This is a genomic window from Rhizobium sp. WW_1, from assembly GCF_003610155.1.
In the GTDB taxonomy this organism is placed as follows: domain Bacteria; phylum Pseudomonadota; class Alphaproteobacteria; order Rhizobiales; family Rhizobiaceae; genus Rhizobium; species Rhizobium tropici_A.
The window spans coordinates 376,122-394,285 of sequence record NZ_RAIN01000002.1 but is presented as its reverse complement, the minus strand read 5'-3'; the positions used below and the strand labels follow the sequence as shown (position 1 = coordinate 394,285).

General features: G+C 61.3%; 19 protein-coding genes. 11 read left to right on the top strand and 8 right to left on the bottom strand.

The genetic code is table 11. The features are described from left to right. Genes BJ928_RS09225 through BJ928_RS09215 form a run of 3 tightly spaced genes read left to right on the top strand, consistent with a single transcriptional unit; the run spans nt 1 to nt 2,128 of the window. The gene (locus tag BJ928_RS09225; RefSeq protein WP_047631769.1) at nt 1–633 is read left to right on the top strand and encodes a precorrin-8X methylmutase; all 633 of its coding nucleotides are present in this window, start codon (nt 1–3) and stop codon (nt 631–633) included. Beyond that, nucleotides 630–1,367, top strand: coding sequence for a precorrin-2 C(20)-methyltransferase (locus BJ928_RS09220; RefSeq protein ID WP_047631770.1), 738 nt, complete (start codon nt 630–632; stop codon nt 1,365–1,367). Before BJ928_RS09225 ends, BJ928_RS09220 begins: the two co-directional genes overlap by 4 nt. Then, complete coding sequence (locus BJ928_RS09215; RefSeq protein ID WP_047631771.1) at nt 1,364–2,128, top strand: precorrin-3B C(17)-methyltransferase; 765 nt, start codon at nt 1,364–1,366, stop codon at nt 2,126–2,128. The genes BJ928_RS09220 and BJ928_RS09215 overlap by 4 nt, the downstream gene beginning before the upstream one ends. On the opposite strand, the gene BJ928_RS09210 is transcribed toward BJ928_RS09215, so the two are convergent. Continuing rightward, nucleotides 2,092–2,862 (bottom strand): cobalt-precorrin-6A reductase, encoded by a 771-nt coding sequence (locus tag BJ928_RS09210; protein ID WP_047631937.1) that lies wholly within the window; start codon nt 2,860–2,862, stop codon nt 2,092–2,094. The genes BJ928_RS09215 and BJ928_RS09210 overlap by 37 nt on opposite strands. Here BJ928_RS09210 and BJ928_RS09205 point away from each other — a divergent pair. From BJ928_RS09205 to nikR, 3 genes are all read left to right on the top strand, one after another. Next, nucleotides 2,846–4,087 (top strand): bifunctional cobalt-precorrin-7 (C(5))-methyltransferase/cobalt-precorrin-6B (C(15))-methyltransferase, encoded by a 1,242-nt coding sequence (locus tag BJ928_RS09205; RefSeq protein WP_047631772.1) that lies wholly within the window; start codon nt 2,846–2,848, stop codon nt 4,085–4,087. The two genes, BJ928_RS09210 and BJ928_RS09205, sit on opposite strands and share 17 nt — an antisense overlap. 19 nt (nt 4,088–4,106) lie before the next feature. Further along, complete coding sequence (cobM, locus tag BJ928_RS09200) at nt 4,107–4,865, top strand: precorrin-4 C(11)-methyltransferase (protein WP_047631773.1); 759 nt, start codon at nt 4,107–4,109, stop codon at nt 4,863–4,865. A gap of 77 nt (nt 4,866–4,942) precedes the next feature. Further along, complete coding sequence (gene nikR, locus BJ928_RS09195; protein ID WP_047631774.1) at nt 4,943–5,380, top strand: nickel-responsive transcriptional regulator NikR; 438 nt, start codon at nt 4,943–4,945, stop codon at nt 5,378–5,380. 32 nt (nt 5,381–5,412) lie between these two features. Here nikR and BJ928_RS09190 read toward each other — a convergent pair whose 3' ends face one another. Then, nucleotides 5,413–6,225: a TIM barrel protein gene (locus BJ928_RS09190; protein ID WP_047631775.1), complete on the bottom strand. Its 813-nt coding sequence runs from the start codon at nt 6,223–6,225 to the stop codon at nt 5,413–5,415. 158 nt (nt 6,226–6,383) lie between these two features. After that, on the bottom strand, nt 6,384–7,412 hold the full coding sequence (locus tag BJ928_RS09185) for a LacI family DNA-binding transcriptional regulator (protein WP_047631776.1): 1,029 nt from the start codon (nt 7,410–7,412) through the stop codon (nt 6,384–6,386). Between the two features lie 150 nt (nt 7,413–7,562). On the opposite strand from BJ928_RS09185, the gene BJ928_RS09180 reads away from it, so the two are divergent. The 5 genes from BJ928_RS09180 (at nt 7,563) to BJ928_RS09160 (ending at nt 11,876) form a co-directional block, all read left to right on the top strand. Beyond that, on the top strand, nt 7,563–8,651 hold the full coding sequence (locus BJ928_RS09180; protein WP_047631777.1) for a fatty acid desaturase family protein: 1,089 nt from the start codon (nt 7,563–7,565) through the stop codon (nt 8,649–8,651). A gap of 26 nt (nt 8,652–8,677) precedes the next feature. Then, nucleotides 8,678–8,989: a MocE family 2Fe-2S type ferredoxin gene (locus tag BJ928_RS09175; protein ID WP_047631778.1), complete on the top strand. Its 312-nt coding sequence runs from the start codon at nt 8,678–8,680 to the stop codon at nt 8,987–8,989. 10 nt (nt 8,990–8,999) lie between these two features. Then, nucleotides 9,000–10,226, top strand: a complete 1,227-nt coding sequence (locus tag BJ928_RS09170) for an FAD-dependent oxidoreductase (protein ID WP_047631779.1) — start codon at nt 9,000–9,002, stop codon at nt 10,224–10,226. Between the two features lie 71 nt (nt 10,227–10,297). Continuing rightward, nucleotides 10,298–10,858 carry an NADPH-dependent FMN reductase gene (locus tag BJ928_RS09165; protein ID WP_047631780.1) on the top strand — a complete coding sequence of 187 codons (561 nt, stop codon included), beginning with the start codon at nt 10,298–10,300 and terminating at the stop codon, nt 10,856–10,858. Between the two features lie 121 nt (nt 10,859–10,979). Beyond that, nucleotides 10,980–11,876, top strand: coding sequence for a DMT family transporter (locus tag BJ928_RS09160; RefSeq protein WP_047631781.1), 897 nt, complete (start codon nt 10,980–10,982; stop codon nt 11,874–11,876). On the opposite strand, the gene BJ928_RS09155 is transcribed toward BJ928_RS09160, so the two are convergent. From BJ928_RS09155 to BJ928_RS09135, 5 genes are all read right to left on the bottom strand, one after another. Then, a complete protein-coding gene (locus tag BJ928_RS09155; protein WP_047631938.1) occupies nt 11,873–14,221 on the bottom strand; it encodes a polysaccharide biosynthesis tyrosine autokinase in 2,349 nt (782 codons plus the stop codon). The two genes, BJ928_RS09160 and BJ928_RS09155, sit on opposite strands and share 4 nt — an antisense overlap. Before the next feature lie 83 nt (nt 14,222–14,304). After that, nucleotides 14,305–15,210 (bottom strand): UTP--glucose-1-phosphate uridylyltransferase, encoded by a 906-nt coding sequence (locus BJ928_RS09150; RefSeq protein WP_047631782.1) that lies wholly within the window; start codon nt 15,208–15,210, stop codon nt 14,305–14,307. Nucleotides 15,211–15,214: 4 nt separating this feature from the next. After that, the gene (locus BJ928_RS09145) at nt 15,215–16,240 is read right to left on the bottom strand and encodes a glycosyltransferase family 2 protein (protein WP_047631783.1); all 1,026 of its coding nucleotides are present in this window, start codon (nt 16,238–16,240) and stop codon (nt 15,215–15,217) included. Next, nucleotides 16,237–17,175: a glycosyltransferase family 2 protein gene (locus BJ928_RS09140; RefSeq protein ID WP_047631784.1), complete on the bottom strand. Its 939-nt coding sequence runs from the start codon at nt 17,173–17,175 to the stop codon at nt 16,237–16,239. The genes BJ928_RS09145 and BJ928_RS09140 overlap by 4 nt, the downstream gene beginning before the upstream one ends. Further along, nucleotides 17,172–18,146, bottom strand: a complete 975-nt coding sequence (locus tag BJ928_RS09135) for a glycosyltransferase family 2 protein (protein ID WP_281024118.1) — start codon at nt 18,144–18,146, stop codon at nt 17,172–17,174. The genes BJ928_RS09140 and BJ928_RS09135 overlap by 4 nt, the downstream gene beginning before the upstream one ends. Between the last annotated feature and the right edge of the window lie 18 nt (nt 18,147–18,164).

The following is an 18,164-nucleotide window of genomic DNA, read 5'->3' as shown; positions in this document are numbered from 1 at the left end:
ATGCCTGACTATGACTATATCCGCGAGGGAGATGCGATCTACGAACGCTCCTTCGCGATCATCCGCAGCGAAGCCGATCTCCAGCGTTTTCCTGAAGCCGAAGCCGATGTCGCCGTCCGTATGATCCACGCCTGTGGACTGGTGGAAGCGGCAGAGCATTTCCTGTTCTCTCCCGATTTCGTCGCATCGGCCCGCAAGGCGCTGGCCGAGGGCGCGCCGATTTTCTGTGATGCTGAAATGGTCGCTCGCGGCGTCACCCGTGCCCGCCTGCCGGCCGCCAACGAGGTGATCTGCACCTTGCAGGACCCGCGTACGGCGGATATCGCCAAGACCATCGGCAACACGCGTTCTGCCGCAGCAATGCATCTGTGGACGGACCGGCTTGCCGGCTCGGTCGTCGCCATCGGCAATGCGCCGACGGCCCTCTTTCACCTCCTGGAAATGCTGCGCGACGGCGCGCCGAAGCCTGCCGCCATCATCGGCATGCCCGTCGGCTTCGTCGGCGCGGCGGAATCGAAGGATGCGCTCGCCGAGAATTCCTATGGCGTCCCCTTTGCCATCGTCCGCGGCCGGCTTGGTGGTAGCGCGATGACGGCAGCCGCGCTCAATGCCTTGGCGAGGCCGGGCATATGAGCGCGCCATCCAATGGACAGCTGATCGGCGTCGGCACCGGGCCCGGCGATCCCGAACTGCTGACGGTCAAGGCAGTCAAAGCGCTGGAGCGCGCCGATATCGTCGCCTACTTCGCCAAGCAGGGACGAGGCGGCAACGGCAAGGCCATCGTCGGCGAGTTTCTGAGAGCAGATGTAAAACTGCTGCCGCTCTACTATCCGGTCACGACGGAGATCGACAAGGACGCACCGGAATATCTTCGTCAGATCACCGCCTTCTACGACGCCTCGGCCGAGATGGTGGCGGCGCATCTGCGCGAGGGAAAGACGGTTGCCGTGCTCAGCGAGGGCGATCCGCTGTTTTACGGCTCCTATATGCATCTGCATGTGCGCCTTGCCGAGCGCTTCCCGACGGAAGTCATACCGGGCGTGACGGCCATGTCCGGCTGCTGGTCGCTCGCCGGATTGCCCATGGTGCAGGGAGACGATGTGCTCTCCGTGCTGCCGGGAACGATGGCTGAAGCCGAGCTTACCCGGCGTCTTGGCGACACACAGGCCGCCGTCATCATGAAGGTCGGCCGCAATCTGCCAAAGATCCGCCGCGCGCTTGATGCTGCCGGCCGGCTGGAGGAAGCGATCTATGTCGAGCGTGGCACGATGGCGAATGGCGCCATGACGCCGCTTGCCAGCCGCGACGATGCCGAGGCGCCCTATTTCTCGCTGGTTCTTGTCCCCGGTTGGGAAAACAGGCCATGAGCGGGCGTCTTTATGTCATCGGCACCGGTCCCGGCAAGCCTGAGCAGACGACGCCGGAGGCACTCGCTGCTGTCGCGGATTCCCATGAATTCTACGGTTACGGTCCTTATCTCGACCGCCTGACACTGCGCGACGACCAGATCCGCCACGCCTCAGACAATCGCGAGGAACTAGACCGGGCCAAGGTGGCGCTGCGGCGGGCGGCGGCCGGTATCAATGTCTGCGTCGTCTCCGGCGGCGATCCCGGCGTCTTTGCCATGGCGGCCGCCGTCTGCGAGGCGATCGATCACGGCCCCGCTGAGTGGCGCTCGGTGGACCTTGTCATCGTACCTGGTATCACGGCCATGCTGGCGGTGGCTGCGCGCATAGGCGCCCCACTCGGGCACGATTTTTGTGCTATCTCGCTATCGGACAATCTGAAGCCCTGGCCGCTCATCGAAAACCGGCTTCGTGCGGTCGCCGATGCCGGCTTCGTCATTGCGCTTTACAATCCGATCAGCAAGGCGCGGCCCTGGCAGCTTGGCAAGGCATTCGAAATCGTCCGTGACATCCTGCCTGCCGACACGCCGATCATTTTCGGACGCGCCGCCGGCCGGCCCGACGAGCGTATCACGGTGGCACGACTTGCCGATGCAGAGGCCTCGCAGGCCGATATGGCAACCTGCGTCATCATCGGCTCGGCCGAGACTCGCGTCATTGCGCGCGAAGGACGCCCGGATCTCGTCTATACCCCGCGGTTCATCAGGGAAGAGACGAAATGATCGATCCGATCGAGCGCAGCCTCCACTGTTTCGACCACCGGCAGGCCGGCGGTCTCCGCGCGCTCGACCATGATCACCTTGATGCCGAGCTGCCTTGCCGCTTCGATCTTTCCGTAGGTCGCGTCACCGCCGCTGTTCTTGGCGACGACGACCTCGATCCGATGGTGTTGCAGCATGTCGAGTTCGTCGGCCAGTCGGAACGGACCTCGGCTGTGAATGTAGCTGACATGAGGCACCGTCAGCGGCGGTTCGACGGGATCGACGCTGCGGACCCAGTAATGATGCTGCGGCGCCGCGTTCGCCTGATGCGCCTCCCGCCGGCCGGTTGCCAGGAAAACGCGCAACGGTGCGGCGCCAAGCGCGGCGATAGCCTGCGAAACGCTATGCACCGGGAGCCAGTCATCGCCCTCGACCGGCACCCAGGCCGAACGGCGCAAGGCAAAGGCGGTCGCATCGCATTGATCGGCCGCCCGCGCGGCATTGGCGGAAATGCGGGCGGCGAACGGGTGGGTAGCATCGATCAACAGGTCGATTGCTTCATCCCGCAGATAGCGGATAAGCCCATCGACACCACCGAAGCCGCCGCTGCGAACTGGAACAGGCTGAGGCGCCGGATCGGCGGTTCTGCCGGCGAGCGACAGGACGACGTCAAGTTCGGCGCGAGTTGCAAGCGACACGGCCAAAGCGCGAGCCTCCGTCGTGCCGCCAAGGATCAGAATGCGGATCTTACCCATGGCTGAGACACCTTCCGTTCAACGCTGGCTCACTCTTATCGGCATCGGCGAGGACGGTCCAGCGGGGCTCGGCGACGAGGCCAAGCGGTTGATCGCTACAGCGCCAATGGTCTTTGGTGGAGCGCGACATCTTGACCTGATGAGCCCATTGATAACGGGCGAAACGCAGGCCTGGCTTTCACCATTCGAAAAGTCTGTCGAGACAGTGTTCGCCCGCCAGGGCAAGCCGACGGTGGTTCTCGCTTCCGGCGATCCCTTCTTCTACGGTGTCGGGGTAACACTTTCACGACGCATTCCAGTCGCTGAAATGACCGTCATTCCGGCGCCCTCCTCTTTCAGCCTTGCCGCATCGCGCCTCGGCTGGCCTCTGCAGGAAACGACGGTCCTGTCGGTCCACGGGCGACCGATCGATCTTATCCGGCCGCATCTCCATGCAGGCCGCAAGATCCTGGCGCTGACATCCGATGGCAAAGGCCCCGCCGACTTGGCCGCCTTACTGCAAGGCTCAGGCTTTGGCCCCTCTAAGCTTGCGGTTCTGGAGGCGCTTGGCGGCCCGCACGAGAGGATCTCCCGACAAATTGCGGCTGATTTCACCCTTTCATGCGTCAACGATCTGAATATTTGCGCAGTCGAGGTCAAGGCGGAAGCCGGAGCTCGGATCTTGCCGCTAAGCGCGGGGCTGCCTGACGAGCTTTTCGAACATGACGGCCAGATCACCAAGCGCGAGATACGCGCGATGACGCTATCTGCTCTTGCACCGCGCCATGGCGAGCTGCTCTGGGATATCGGCGCCGGCGCCGGTTCGATCGGCATCGAATGGATGCTGGCCGATCCTTCGCTGCGCGCCATTGCCATCGAGGCATCGTCTGAACGTGCGGCGCGAATCCGCCGCAATGCCGCAATTTTCGGCGTGCCGGGCCTGGTGATTGTCGAAGGCGAGGCGCCAGCGGTTCTTCCCGGTCTTGCGGCACCGGATGCGATCTTCATCGGCGGCGGCGGCAGTGATGCCGGTGTGCTCGACGCCGCAATCGGCCAATTGAGAAGCGGTGGCAGGCTCGTTGCCAATGCCGTCACGACCGAAATGGAAGCGCTGCTGCTGGCCGAACAGGCGCGCCGGGGCGGTTCGCTGATCCGCATCGATATTGCCCGCGCCGCCCCCGTCGGCCGCATGACCGGATGGCGGCCAGCCATGCCGGTGACGCAATGGTCGTGGGTGAAACCATAATTTAGAATGAGGTAGAGCGATGACAGTGCATTTCATTGGCGCAGGCCCAGGAGCCGCCGACCTGATCACGGTGCGCGGCCGCGATCTGATCGGCAAATGCCCGGTCTGCCTCTATGCCGGCTCGATCGTTTCGCCGGAACTGCTGCAATATTGCCCGCCTGGTGCCCGCATTATCGACACGGCGCCGATGTCGCTCGATGAGATCGAGGCGGAGTATCTGAAGGCGGCCGCCGCGGGCGAGGACGTCGCGCGCCTGCATTCCGGCGACCTCTCGGTCTGGAGTGCGGTCGCCGAACAGATCCGCCGGTTGGAACAGCATGGCATCGATTATACGCTGACGCCAGGCGTTCCCGCCTTTGCAGCCGCAGCCTCGGCACTTGGACGCGAGTTGACCATTCCGGCGGTTGCCCAGAGCCTGGTGCTGACCCGCGTTTCTGGCCGCGCCTCGCCGATGCCGAACAATGAAACGCTGGAGAAATTCGGGGCGACCGGCGCAACGCTTGCCATCCATCTGGCGATCCATGCGCTTGAAAAAGTCGTCGAAGACCTGACGCCGCTCTACGGGAGGGATTGCCCGGTTGCGATCGTCGTCAAGGCTTCATGGCCAGACGAGCGGATCATCCGGGGCACGCTCGCGACGATCGAAGCGCAGGTGGCCGCCGATCCGATCGAGCGCACCGCCCTGATCTTCGTCGGGCCGTCGCTTTCCGCCAGCGATTTTCGAGAAAGTGCGCTCTACGATCCCACCTACCAGCGTCGTTTCCGCGGCCGGCAATAGTGCCGGGAACCATTGCAAATCCCCTCGAAATTTTCTCTAGTCGGTGCCAACAAACCGCGGGGAACGAGGATCACGACATGCAACGGATTACCATCACCATTGACGACGATCTCTTGGAGACGATCGACAAGATCAGCGCGGAGCGCGGCTATGCCAGTCGCTCGGAGACGTTGCGCGATCTCGTCCGCGATGCCGTCACGCGCGCGCAGCCGACGGTGGACGGCGAGACCAGATGCTACGCAGCGCTGACCTATGTCTATGAGCATGAAACCCGCGACCTGTCGCGTCGGCTGACGATCGCGCAACACGATCACCACGATCTTTCAGTCTCGACACTTCATGTCCATATCGACGGACATGATTGCCTCGAAGTTTCAGTGCTCAAAGGCAAGGCCGACGAAATCAAGAGTTTTGCCGACAGCGTGGTAACGCAGCGCGGCGTGCGTTTCGGCAACCTGCACCTCATCCCGTCGGATCATGGCGCAAATCATCCCGAAACGCATTCGCACGATTGAGCAGGTAAGTTGCCCGCGGACTACTATGTCAGTCAGAGCTGACCGGCGATATAAGCCATACTCTCCCTGAGAGCAGCGACCGGTTCCTTCAAGGCATGCACCGTCGGAGCAAAGGGCTCGAAAGATGCGGGGCCGGTATAGCCGGCTGACAGCAACGCCCTCAGTTGCCCGAGATTGTCGAGACGATCCTTCGCGTCGACCAGAACGCGATGCGGATCACGCATGTCGGCGACGGAAACCTCGGGATCGCTGACACCGGAAATGTGAACCAGTCCGGTCAATTGCGGGAAAGTTGCAGTCTCGCCTGCAAGATGATGATGGAAAGTATCGTGCACGAGACGGAAGGTAGATTTTGCGCCAAGCTCCTCGATCGCATCAGCCGCTTCGCTCTTCAGGCGCAGTGAGCAGATCTCGAAGCCGAGCGGCTCTACGAGGCCGATAATGCCGGCCGCGTCCAGCATCGGCTTCAGGGCGGATAGCGCCTTGCGGAGATTGGCGCGGCGCGCCTCCGGCTCACGACCGCTGCCGTCATTGACCGGAACGAGGACAAGGGCCTTGGCGCCGCAATCGCGCGCATAGTCGATCAACTCAGCCGCTTCGCGGGCGCGCTCGTCGTTCCATTCGTTGAAGCGCTGCAGCGCGTTGATGGAGATGATCGTCAGCCCCTGGCGCTCGGCCAATTCCCTGACGGCTTTTGCCGGCGTGCCATCCAGTATCGCATTTCCGGCGAGATCGTTGCGGATCTCGACGCTGTCGATACCGAGCTCCTTTGCGGCAGCAAAGAACGATTCGAGCTTCAGGGACGGCGCACACATATGATTGAGCGCGAAACGAATGGAACTCATGATAGGCACTCCTCCTCAAGGCGTTCGGCCGCAGAGACATTCCAAATCCGCCGCGCCTGCTTGCGAAGGACTAGCGATATTCATGCCCTTCTTCCATCGGCGTCAGCCATCATTCCTGATAGAATTCTCGGTTGAATGATAGAATTACATCATGCCAGTCAGATGTTTTCCGAGAGGAAGATTTCAAACGGCAGGAAGCTTTGTCCGGGAACGGCGGCCTCGTCGCTCTCGACCGATTTGATCATCAAGTTCATCAATTCATTGCAGAGCGCCGGCAACGGCGTGCCGATTGCCATGGTAACGACATCATCGGCGAGCGCTGCCCTCGATTCCGGTGTCAATTCGTTGACGACGGCGATCAGCTTGCCTGATAGACGCTCCTCGCGAATGGCAGAGATCGCCCCCTCCATGCCGCCGCCGCAGACATAAAAGCCGATGAGGTCGGGATGCTTCTGCAGGAGATCGAGCGTCGCCTCATGGGTGATCTCCGGCGTGTCGAGATTGATAAGCGTATCCAGCACCTCGAAGTCAGGCGCATTTTCGCGGAAATAGGAGCGAAAGCCGATTTCGCGCAGCTCGTGACCCAGGAAACGATGGCTGCCGACGAAGCAGGCAACTTTGCCCGGGCGGCGCGCCGAGCGCGCGATAATCCAGGCCGCCGTGCGTCCGACCTTGCGGTTGTCGACGCCGATGTAGCCCTGACGCGCCGTGGTGGAGAAATCCGAGAGCAGCGAAAAAACCGGAATACCTCTTTCCTTCAATTCCTCGATTGCAGCCGTGACTGCCGGATAATCCGGCGCGACAAGCGCGACTGCCTGGCTTCGTGCGGCGACCATTTTCAGCTTCTCGACAATCGCCGTCGGCGTGGAGGCCGCGACAAAATCGATCTGGGCATTGATCCGCGCTGTCGTGACCGCTTGCGCCGCCACGGCGATCTCCCTGGCAAAGGCCTGGTAGAAAGCCTGAACAGGCTTCTGCAAAACGAAGCCCAACCGATATTGCGGCAGATCTTCAAAGACCCGCTGACGCAGGAGACCAACGGCATGATAGCCGATTTCCTGCGCGGCATCGTAGACGCGGCGCGCCGTCTCTTCCCGCACGCGATGACGTCCGTTCAACACACGATCGATGGTGGCAACGCTGACACCGGATGCCTTGGCAAGATCCGCAATTGTGGGCCGACGCATGGCTGCTCCTGAGATATGCCATCATTGGTGACATCAGAATTTGATAGGTTTTGATAGATTCCATCATTCATGCATTGAGGCAAGCAAAAAGTCGATCTATCGTTTCTGACATCGAGGGCGGCGTGCTGTTGCACATCGCGGGAGGCAGGGATGACGACGACAATCAAGCGTGATTATGATCTGCTAGGCGCAAGCGGCAGGCTGGCGGTGGAAACGGGGCTTGCCGCCGCCGAATGGTATCATACGGATATCACGCGCAAGGACATGAAGGCGCTGATGCAGCGTTCGGACGCGCCGGCGATCCGCGACACCATCATCTGGCTCGGCAGCATGGTGGTCTTCGCGGCACTCGGCATCTACTTCTGGGGGTCGTGGATTTGCATCCCCTTCTTCCTGGTCTATGGCGTGCTTTACGGCTCGGCTTCCGACAGCCGCTGGCATGAATGCGGCCATGGCACGGCATTCAAGACGCGCTGGATGAACGACGCGGTCTACCAGATCGCCTGCTTCATGATCATGCGCAATCCGGTGACCTGGCGCTGGAGCCATGCGCGCCACCACACCGATACCGTCATCGTCGGTCGTGATCCGGAAATCGCCGTCATGCGGCCGCCGGACCTTTTCCGCCTCATCCTGAACTTCTTCGGCATCCTCGATGCCTGGTACGCGATGGTCGATATGCTGCGCAATGCCTGCGGCGTTGTCAGCGCCGCGGAAAAAACCTTCATTCCCGAGATGGAGCAGCCGAAGGCCATCCGCATCGCCCGCATATGGCTTGCCATCTATATCGTGACCATTGCAGCGGCAATTGCCATGGGTTCGATCCCGCCGCTGATGCTGGTCGGCCTGCCCCGGCTCTACGGCGCCTGGCATCACGTGCTGACCGGGCTGCTGCAACACGGCGGCCTTGCCGACAATGTCATCGACCACCGGCTGAACAGCCGCACCGTGATGATGAACCCGATCAGCCGCTTCATCTACTGGAACATGAACTACCATGTCGAACATCACATGTTCCCGATGGTGCCCTATCACGCACTGCCGAAGCTGCATGCGATGATCAAGCACGACCTGCCGGCACCCAATCCGTCCATGTGGTCGGGCTATCGCGAGATGATCCCGGCGTTCCTGCGGCAGCTACGCAACGAGGATTATTTCCTGAAGCGCGAGCTGCCGCCGACGGCACGGCCCTATCGCGAGGAATTCCACGGCGAACTGCCGGCGGCAGCCGCCCAATAACACCGACAGCGTAAAGGGAGGAAAACATGAGCAACTGGATCGAAGTCTGTGCCGCTGATGCGATCGACGAAGAGGATGTCATCCGCTTCGACCATGGAGGACGGACCTTTGCCGTCTACCGCAGCCCCGAAGACGATTATTTCGCGACCGACGGCCTGTGCACGCACGAGAAGATCCATCTCGCCGACGGCCTTGTCATGGACAACATCATCGAATGTCCCAAGCACAATGGCCGCTTCGACTATCGCACCGGCGAAGCCAAGGGCGCGCCGGTCTGTGTCAACCTGCAGACTTATCCGGTCAAGGTCGAGAACGGCACCGTCTTCATCGGGCTCTGAGGAGGCAAGCATGGCGCATTTCGTCATCGTCGGGGCCGGAGAGTGCGGTGCCCGCGCCGCCTTTGCGCTGCGCGAAAAGGGATTTGACGGCGATATCACCCTGGTCGGAAGCGAGCCGCTCGCCCCATACGAACGTCCGCCACTCTCGAAAGGCGGATCAAATGCGGCACCGGAACCGAAATTCATCGCCGCATTGGAGCGCTATCGGGAGCAATCGATCGACCTGAAGCTCGATACGACTGTGACGACGATCGATCCCGCCACGAAGACGATCGGCTTTTCAGAGGGACAGACGCTCGCTTACGGCAAGCTCCTGCTCACAACCGGAGCATCGGCTCGCAACCTTCCCGGCGCCAATGGCGCCTCCCACCGCATCCGCATGCTGCGGACCCACGCGGATGCGGTGGCCTTGCATGCTGCGCTCCACCCCGGACGCCATATCGCCATCATCGGCGGCGGCTTCATCGGTCTGGAGTTGGCGGCAACGGCGCGCACACGCGGTGCGGACGTCACCGTCATCGAAGGTTTGCCGCGCGTATTGAAGCGCGGCGTGCCGGAAGCGATCGCCGAAGCGATTACCGCACGCCATCGTCTGGAAGGCGCCGATATACGCTGCGGCCAGGCCATCGAAGCTGTTAGAGAGGAGGGCAACAGGGCGGTTGTTCGTCTCGTCAACGGCGAAGCCATCTCTGCCGACCTGCTGCTCGTCGGCATCGGTGCCCAGCCGAACGTCGCACTTGCAGCGGACGCGGGACTTACACTCGATAACGGTATCGCCGTCAACGAGCGGCTGGAGACCTCCATTGCCGATATCTATGCGGCAGGCGATTGCTGCTCCTTTCCACTGGCGCTCTATGGCGGGCGCCGCGTCCGCCTTGAATCCTGGCGCAATGCGCACGAGCAGGCCAATCTCGCCGCCGCAAACATGCTGGGAGAAGGTGCCGAAATATCGGCCGTCCCCTGGTTCTGGTCCGACCAATATGATCTGACGCTGCAGATCGCCGGCCTGGCCGACGATGCAACCGTTCACGTCAGGCGCGATCTGGACGATGGGGCCTTCATCCTCTTCCATCTAGGTGCCGATGGGCGGCTGCTGGCCGCGAGCGGGATCGGGCGGGGCAATGCCATCGCGCGCGACATTCGCCTCGCCGAAATGCTGATCACTGCCCGCGCATATCCGGATCAGACCGCCCTTGCGGCGAGCAGCGTCAAACTGAAATCGTTACTCGCCGCATAAGATCGCCCTCAGACCTTGACGCAGGACGCCGAACCATAAATGTCTTCGAGTCATGACGAATGGGGGAAATAATGAAGATACTCGGCATATCGGGCAGCCTGCGCAAAGGCTCCTTCAACACGGCCCTGCTGCACGCGGCCGTCGAACTGGCGCCGGATGGCGTCGAGCTGATCGCCCGTACCATCCATGGCGTGCCGCTCTATGACGCTGATCTCGAGGCGGCGGACGGTATTCCGGAGAAAGTGCAGGAACTCAAGGATCTGGCCACATCGGCCGATGGATTAATCCTGTTTACGCCAGAATACAACAACTCGCTTCCTGGCGTGTTCAAGAACGCCATTGATTGGATGAGCCGCCCCTCCACCGACATCGCCCAAGTCTTCGGCGGAAAGCCGATCGCCGTTCTCGGCGCATCGCCCGGCAATTTCGGCACCATCCTCAGCCAGAACGCGTGGCTGACCGTATTGCGCACGCTTGGCGCCGAAGCATGGTTTGGTGGCCGCCTGATGGTGTCACGGGCCGGCAGCGTTTTTGATGCGAACGGCTCGATCGTCGACGAGAAAGTAAAGCACAATCTCGCGGCCTTCATCGAAGGGTTCAGTGCTTTCGTGTCAGATCACAAAAAGGGCTGATGCGCGCTGTCCGGATAGGCCGGAGCGCAGGCCTGTGATTGAATCGATGAACAGCTTAATGTGAGTGCGGCGCCGGCATCCGGCGCCTTCGGCCCCCCTACATCTTCTTCCTTGAAAAGCCATGAAATCCAATAGTACCGGTTACGTCTTCACGCTGTTGGCAATCAGCATATTCGCCATACAGGACGGCATATCCAAACACCTCGTCAGCGCCTATCCGCCGCTTCTGGTGGCGATGATCCGCTATTGGGGTTTCATGCTCTTTGCCGTCGCAATGGCCGCGCGCGCGCCGGGCGGCCTGCGGAGCAATGTCAGGACCAAGCGGCCCGCCCTGCAAATCGCCCGTGGCCTGCTCCTCGCCGCACAGATCGTCGTCGTCATTTCGTCCTTCGTCATCGTCGGCCTTGCCCGCTCGCAGGCAATCCTGTCATCGGGGCCCTTGATGGTGGCTTTGCTCTCGATCCCGATCCTCGGCGAGAAGGTCGGCTGGCGGAGATGGTTGGCGATCAGTTTCGGCTTCGTCGGCGTTCTCTTGATCCTGAAACCCGAGAGCGGCATCTTCGATGCGAAGTTCCTGATACCGCTTTTCGGCGCGCTGCTATTTTCGCTCTACGTCGTCCTTACCCGCTATGTCAGCCGCGAGGACGGCGCCATGACCAGCTTTTTCTATACCGGTGTCGTCGGCGCGGTCGCCATGAGCTGTATCGGCCCATTTTTCTGGACAACGCTTGCGCCACATGACTGGATCTTTATGGGCATCCTCTGCCTGACGGGCGTTTCGAGCCACTATTTCCTCATCCGCGCCTACGACATGCTCGACGCGGTGGTCATCCAGCCCCTGACGTATCTGCAGCTCGTCTTCTCCGCCATTATCGGCGTTGCCATATTCGGCGAAAAGCTGAGCGCGCCCATGATCCTGGGCGCGCTCATCGTTGTTGCGGCGGGCATATTCACAATCTGGCGCGAACATGCTCTGGCTAGGGCCCGACTTAAAGCCGGCAAGGCATCGGCAGCCTAGGCGTCCACCTCAGCGCGGGGCTGCGCTTCGGTGTAGTAGCTGACATATTTCTGCCGGTAGCGTTCCGTGCCACCGAAGTCGCTGTAGCGGGGCAATTCCGACATGTCGGTCTTGTTGAGGATGACACCGAGGACGCGCGAATTGATCTGCGGCTCCTGCTCCAACACGTGGCGCACGAGGTTGGTGGGGGTCGCTCCCCATTCTGTTACGAGCAGGAAGGCATCGACCTGCGGCGCGAAGGCTTTTGCGTCGATGACCGGACCGAGAGGTGCCAGATCGACGATGATATAGTCGAACATCTTGCGCGCATTTTCCATAAGCTGCTGCATGCCTTGCGACGAAAGAAGCTCGCTGGTGTGCAGCAGTTGATCGCGCACCGCAACCGGCAGGATCGCGAGCTTGGTACGCGGATCGACCTTGACGACATTCGTCCACGGAACCTCGCCGAGAACGGCCTCGATCAGGCCCGCCTGCGGCGGCGTCTTCAGCGTCCGGCTCAGGCCTGGATTGCGCAAGTCGGCGTCGATCAGCAGCGTGCGCTTGCCGCTGCTGGCGAGCAGGGCGGCAAAATTCGCAGCCGTCGTCGACTTGCCTTCGCCCGGCAGCGCCGAGACGACGCCGATAACGCGGTCGGCACGGCCCTGCAGCATCACGTCGCTGGCAAGCTTGGCGTTCCTCAAGGTTTCGGCAAAGATCGAACGCGGCGCTTCGACCGAGATACGCATCATGCGCTCGAAGGCGACGCCGCTTTCGCCATCCTCCGCCGTCATGGGTTCCGCTCCCGCATCAGACTTGCGTGACTTCTTCTTGCCCTTGTTCTTGCCTTGCTGGCCAAGCAGCGGCAGGTAACCTAGGAACTTCAGCCCGAGCGCGGCGCGCACATCGGCCTCGACACGGAAGTATCGGTCGCGGAATTCCTGGAAAGCGGCAATACCGGCGCCGGCCATCAGGCCGAGGATCACCGAAAGCGCCATTACGAGCGTCTTCTTCGGGCTCGACGGCGAGGTCGGCACGCCGGCAACCGAGATGACACGCGCCTTGGCGATCGGGAACGAACGCTGCTGGGTCGCTTGTTCGAAGCGGCCAAGATAGGATTCATAAAGCGTCTTCAGCGCCGATGCCTTCTGGTTCAGCTCATTGAGGTGAACCAGCGACTTGTTAGCCTCGGAATTCTTACCGACGACCTTGTCGATACTTTCGCGCAGCGATTCCGCGCGCGACTGTGCGACATCAAGCTCGTTTTTGTAGCTGGCAGTCAATTGCTGAAGTACCTGATAGATCTGCCGGGTGATGTCCTGCCGTTCGGCACGAAGCGCCACGGCTTGCGGATGGTCGGCACCGAAATTCTGCGTGACGTCCTGCTCGCGCTTTTCGACGGCGAGATATTTCGTCTTCAGATCCTGCAGCACCGAGTTGTCGGTCGTGTTCGACGAAATGGTGGCGTTCTTGACGGCGTTGTCGGGGCCTTGATCGATGATAGACTTGTACTGGTTGTAGCGTGCGGAGGCGCTGGCCGTATCGGCCTGGGCGATAATCAGCTGCTTGTTTAAGTCGGAAATCTGCTGCTCCGACATCAGCTCGCCGCCGGTCGAAGTCAAGCCATTGTCGGCCTTGTATTTCTCGACTTCGAGCGAAGCCTCCTGCGCACGCTGACGGAGATCGTTCAAGCGTTCCTGCAGCCAGACGGAAGCGCGTTCGGTCGCATCGAAATTGGCGTTCAACTGATCGGTCAGATAGGCATCGGCGTAAGCGCGCGTGACCTTGGCGGCGAGACGCTTGTCGGTCGAGCTGTAGGAAACGGCAACGACCGAGCTTCGCGTCACGCGCTCGACCTTCAGATTGTCCTGCAGGACGGCGGCAACCTTCTGGCGCTGGGCTTCGCGCTGCTCCTCAGGCGTCATCGGCGGCCGGCCAGGCGTGAAGGCGCTCGCAATCAGGCTGACGCCGGATTTGAGCAGTGCAGCCGGAGACATCGGCGGGTTAAGCAACGTCTCGTTGTCGGCAAGCCCTGCCGTATCGACAACACGCAGCGCCATCTCGTTCGATTTGAGGATTTCGACGGCGCTCGCGATCTCCATGTCCGCCTGCTGGCTGCTGGCCACCGGCGGCTGGTCCTCGGCATATTTCGTCATGCTTTCGTCGAGCAATATCTGCGTCATCGAGGTGTAGCTCGACGTGGCAGTCAGCAGATAGGCGACAGCCAGAATGACGAAGGCGGCCACGGCAAAAATGATGGTGCGGATGCGCCGGACCACGACGGCCATGAGCCTGTCGAGATCGATAAAGCTATCCTGCGCTTCCTCTTGCGGAAGAGCGCTGTGGAAAGTGAAGTTCTTCTGATGCATGGCGACCACCTTGTCGGAGAAGCCCGAATGAACAATAGCCATGACCCGCGGCCTTGCCGGCCGCAGGTCACAATGTGACAGGCTTAAGCAGCGGTCATCTGCGATTCGTGCGAGACGACCAGGTTGCGGATCGAGTCATAGACCAAGCCGCCGATATCGGAGCGAGCAAGCGCGAAGGCGACATTCGCTTCGATGAAGCCGTGCTTGGACCCGCAGTCGAACGTGCGACCGTTGTAGACCTGGGCATGGAAAGATTGCGTCTCGGAGAGGCGCAGCATGCCATCGGTCAGCTGGATCTCATTGCCGGCACCGCGCTCCTGGCGGGCCAGAATGTCGAAGATCTCGGGCTGCAGAATATAGCGGCCATTGAGGTAAAAGTTTGAAGGCGCCTCGGAAGGATGCGGCTTTTCGACCATTTTGGTCACGGCAAAGCCATGGCGCACGGCCTCGCCCTTGCCGATAATGCCGTATTTCGAGGTCTCTTCCGGCGCGCATTCCTCGACGGCGACGATATTGCCGCCGGTCTCGTTGTAGAGCTCCATCAGGCCGGCCATGCAGCCGCGCATGCCGTAGCAGAGCATGTCGGGCAGAAGCAGCGCGAAGGGCTCGTTACCGATCAGATCGCGGGCGCACCAGACGGCATGGCCAAGGCCGAGCGGAGCCTGCTGACGGGTGAAGCTGACAGCGCCCGGCCGCGGCAGGAGGCGTTCCAGCTCGCTGACCTGATGGCTCTTGCCGGCCAGCCGCAGCGAGGAAATCAGCTCCGGCGTGTCATCGAAATGATCTTCGATCGCCGACTTGTTGCGGCTGGTGACGAAGACGATGTGCTCGATACCAGCCTCGATGGCTTCATCGACGGCATATTGCACGACCGGACGATCGACGATCGTCAGCATCTCCTTTGGCATCGCCTTGGTGGCGGGCAGGAAGCGCGTTCCATTGCCGGCAACCGGGATGACTGCTTTTCTCACGCGATGTTTGGGGTCCATGGCTCTATCCTTTGTTAGAGTGAGGGCCTGCGCCGATATTTGGCAGGGGGGAGGAAAGTTGAGAGGTAGACGTCGGTTGGCGACCGCTCCTGAGTGAAGCGGCCAGGCGACGGAAACGTGCCGCGATCGGCATGCTGAGATGGCGCACCGCCCGCGGATTGAGGCATGCGATCTTCAGCATCGCCTGCAATTCGCGTTCCTTGATGCTGTCGACCAGCTTCAGGAATGCGATGACATCCTTCAGATTGCGTGTGCGCCGCCGCTGTGCGGCAAGGGCAGCGGCACCGAAGGGATGTTCGGCAAAGAATCTGGCATCGGCGGCAAGCATCGCCTCGACATGATCCTGTCTGAGGATACGGGAAATCGATCCATCGCGAATATAATAGAGGTAGCCTATCGTCGGCTCGACGACGCAGACGCCGCCCCGGGCAAGTGCGGAAGCGAGGAAGATGTAGTCCTCGCCAATCCGCAGGGTCTCGTCGAAGCGCAGGCGATGCTTCTCGACAAAGGCACGCTCGAAGACGGGCTTCATGTAGCCGAAATTGTGCTCCGACTGGAAAATCATGTTCGAGGCGATGAACTTTGCCAGCGTCAGCAACGGCATGCGCGTGAGCATGGGCTCCGGGAACATCGGCAGCATCGTGCCGACGTCCTCGCGGATGACGTCGAGATTATCGACGGCAATCTGTGCTTCGGCCTTTTCCGCCCGGGCGATCAAACGCGCCATGCGATCCGGGCGTAGGGCATCGTCGGAATCGAGCACGGCAACCCACCGACCGCGAGCAGCATCAAGTCCGGCATTTCGGGCAGCGCCCGGTCCGCCGTTGCGCGGCATGGCCACAAGACGGACACGGGGATCGGGATGGCTTGCGACAATCTCGCGCGTGCCGTCCGTCGAGCAATCGTCGACGATGATCACTTCCATGCTGACGGCACCTTGCGCCAGTGCGCTGTCGATGGCGCGCTCAAGCGTTTCCTCGGCATTATAGGCAGCAATGACGAAGCTGACGTCGGGGATGAAATCCGTCATTGCGGTGCCTTCTCCAGGTTTCCGTATTGTTCGATTTCGCGAACTCCAAAGAGACCGCTGACGACGCCGGCATGCATGACGCCGCGCAGGCCATAGCGATGGCGCTTGACGGGAGATGCGGAGAGCAGGGCGGCGGCGACAAAGCAATAGGCTGATTTCGTGCCCGCAAGCGCGATTGCGCACCAGCGTCCGAAGCCACCCTTGGCTTCCAGCAGCATGCGGCCATGCGTCTGGCCCATGCGATACCGCCGCTTCGAAAGCCAGGAAACCGTGGCGCGCTTGTTGGGAACGGGTTCGTAGACCAGCGCATCCTCGGCATAGGCGATCTTGCCGCCGGCCTTGTGCATATGGCTGAAGAACTCGGTATCCTCGCCGCCACTGCGCCCAAGCGCGACATTGAAGCGCCGCCCGGCAAGGCAAGGTGCGCCTCGGCGCAGCAGCACATTGCAGGTGTAACCGGTCAAAATTTCCCCGGCGACCCAAACTGGCAACGTCGAATGGAAATCGCCACGCTGCATCCAGGCTGGAGCGACATTTTCGTAGACCGCCTGAACAGGGCCGAGAACGGCGTCGGCACCGGTCGTATCGGCCATGATCAGCATTTCCGTCAGCCAGTCTTCCGATGCCGTCTCGTCATCGTCAATGAAGGCAAGGAAGTCGCCGCTCGCCTGATCCAGGCAGGCATTGCGGGCAATCGAGATATTCGATGCCGGGCAATGGACATAAGCGATCTCGAAGGGCACGGCAGAACGCATGGCGTCGACACGGCTGCGCGCGCTCGGCGCCACGTCATTGTCGGCAACGATGATCCGGACGATCGCGCCTGTGGGGATGCTGAGCACCGCAAGCGACAATAATGTCTGATCGAGCTCTGCTCGCCTGTACGTGCAGACTGCGATATCGATCTTTATCGGGCGTCGATGGACTTGTGTCATGACGCAACCCTGCGATTGCGGAAGCTTAAGACCTCCATCCAGAACCCCATCGACCAGGCGAAATGCATGACCATGGCGGAGATGGCGGCGAGCGGGCCGTAGGGGTTTTTCTGGCCAAGCGCGATCCAGAAGCCATAGGCTATGCAGGCAACGGCCCAGAGGCCGACGGGAATAACCGCAATCCAGTTGAGGACAGCCAGGAAGGCACCGATGAAGATCGGCACCACCGCCAGCGGCAGCATCTGGCGCAGGCTCGGCATGCTGCGATGCTTGAGGATATTGCGGGCGCGGCCGCGGCCGTAGCCGAGATACTGCTTGAAGAGCGTCGGGATGCTGGAGCGGGGATAGTAGGTCATCGCCGTCTTGTCGGTGAGCCAGATCCGATACCCGGCCTTGTGCAGCCGGTAGTCCAGCTCGGCATCCTCGTTGTGACTGAAGGTTTCGTCATAGCCGCCGACGGCGCGGAAGGCGGCGACGCGCATCAGCGCATGATGCCCATGCTCCGCCCAATGGCCCTTCGCTCCCTCTCTATGCTTCGAGCCGCCATTACCGAGCTTGGAGTTCTGCGCCACGGCCGTCGCCTTCTGGAAGGCGCTGAAACCCATGGTGCGCATGGCAACGACAACGGAATCCGCGCCGGTCTCGCCGGCCTCCTGAACCAGCGTCTGGCAGTAATCGTCGGGATAGTCGCCATGGGCGTCGATGCGGATGAAATACTCATGATCGTCGCCGAAGGTCTCGATGGCGAGGTTGATCGCAGCGCTCTGCAACCGCTTGGGATTGTTCAGCAGCAGAACCCGCGGATCTCTGACGGCTATATCCCGGACGATCTCGCGCGTGCGATCGGTGCTGCCGCCATCAGCTACCACGATCCTCGCATCGAGTGCGTCCAGAGCCTGTCCGAGTTTGTCGATCAGCGGCTCGATATGCTTTTCCTCGTTGAGGCAAGGAATAATAATTATGCAACGCATATCCCCTGAACTTACGGT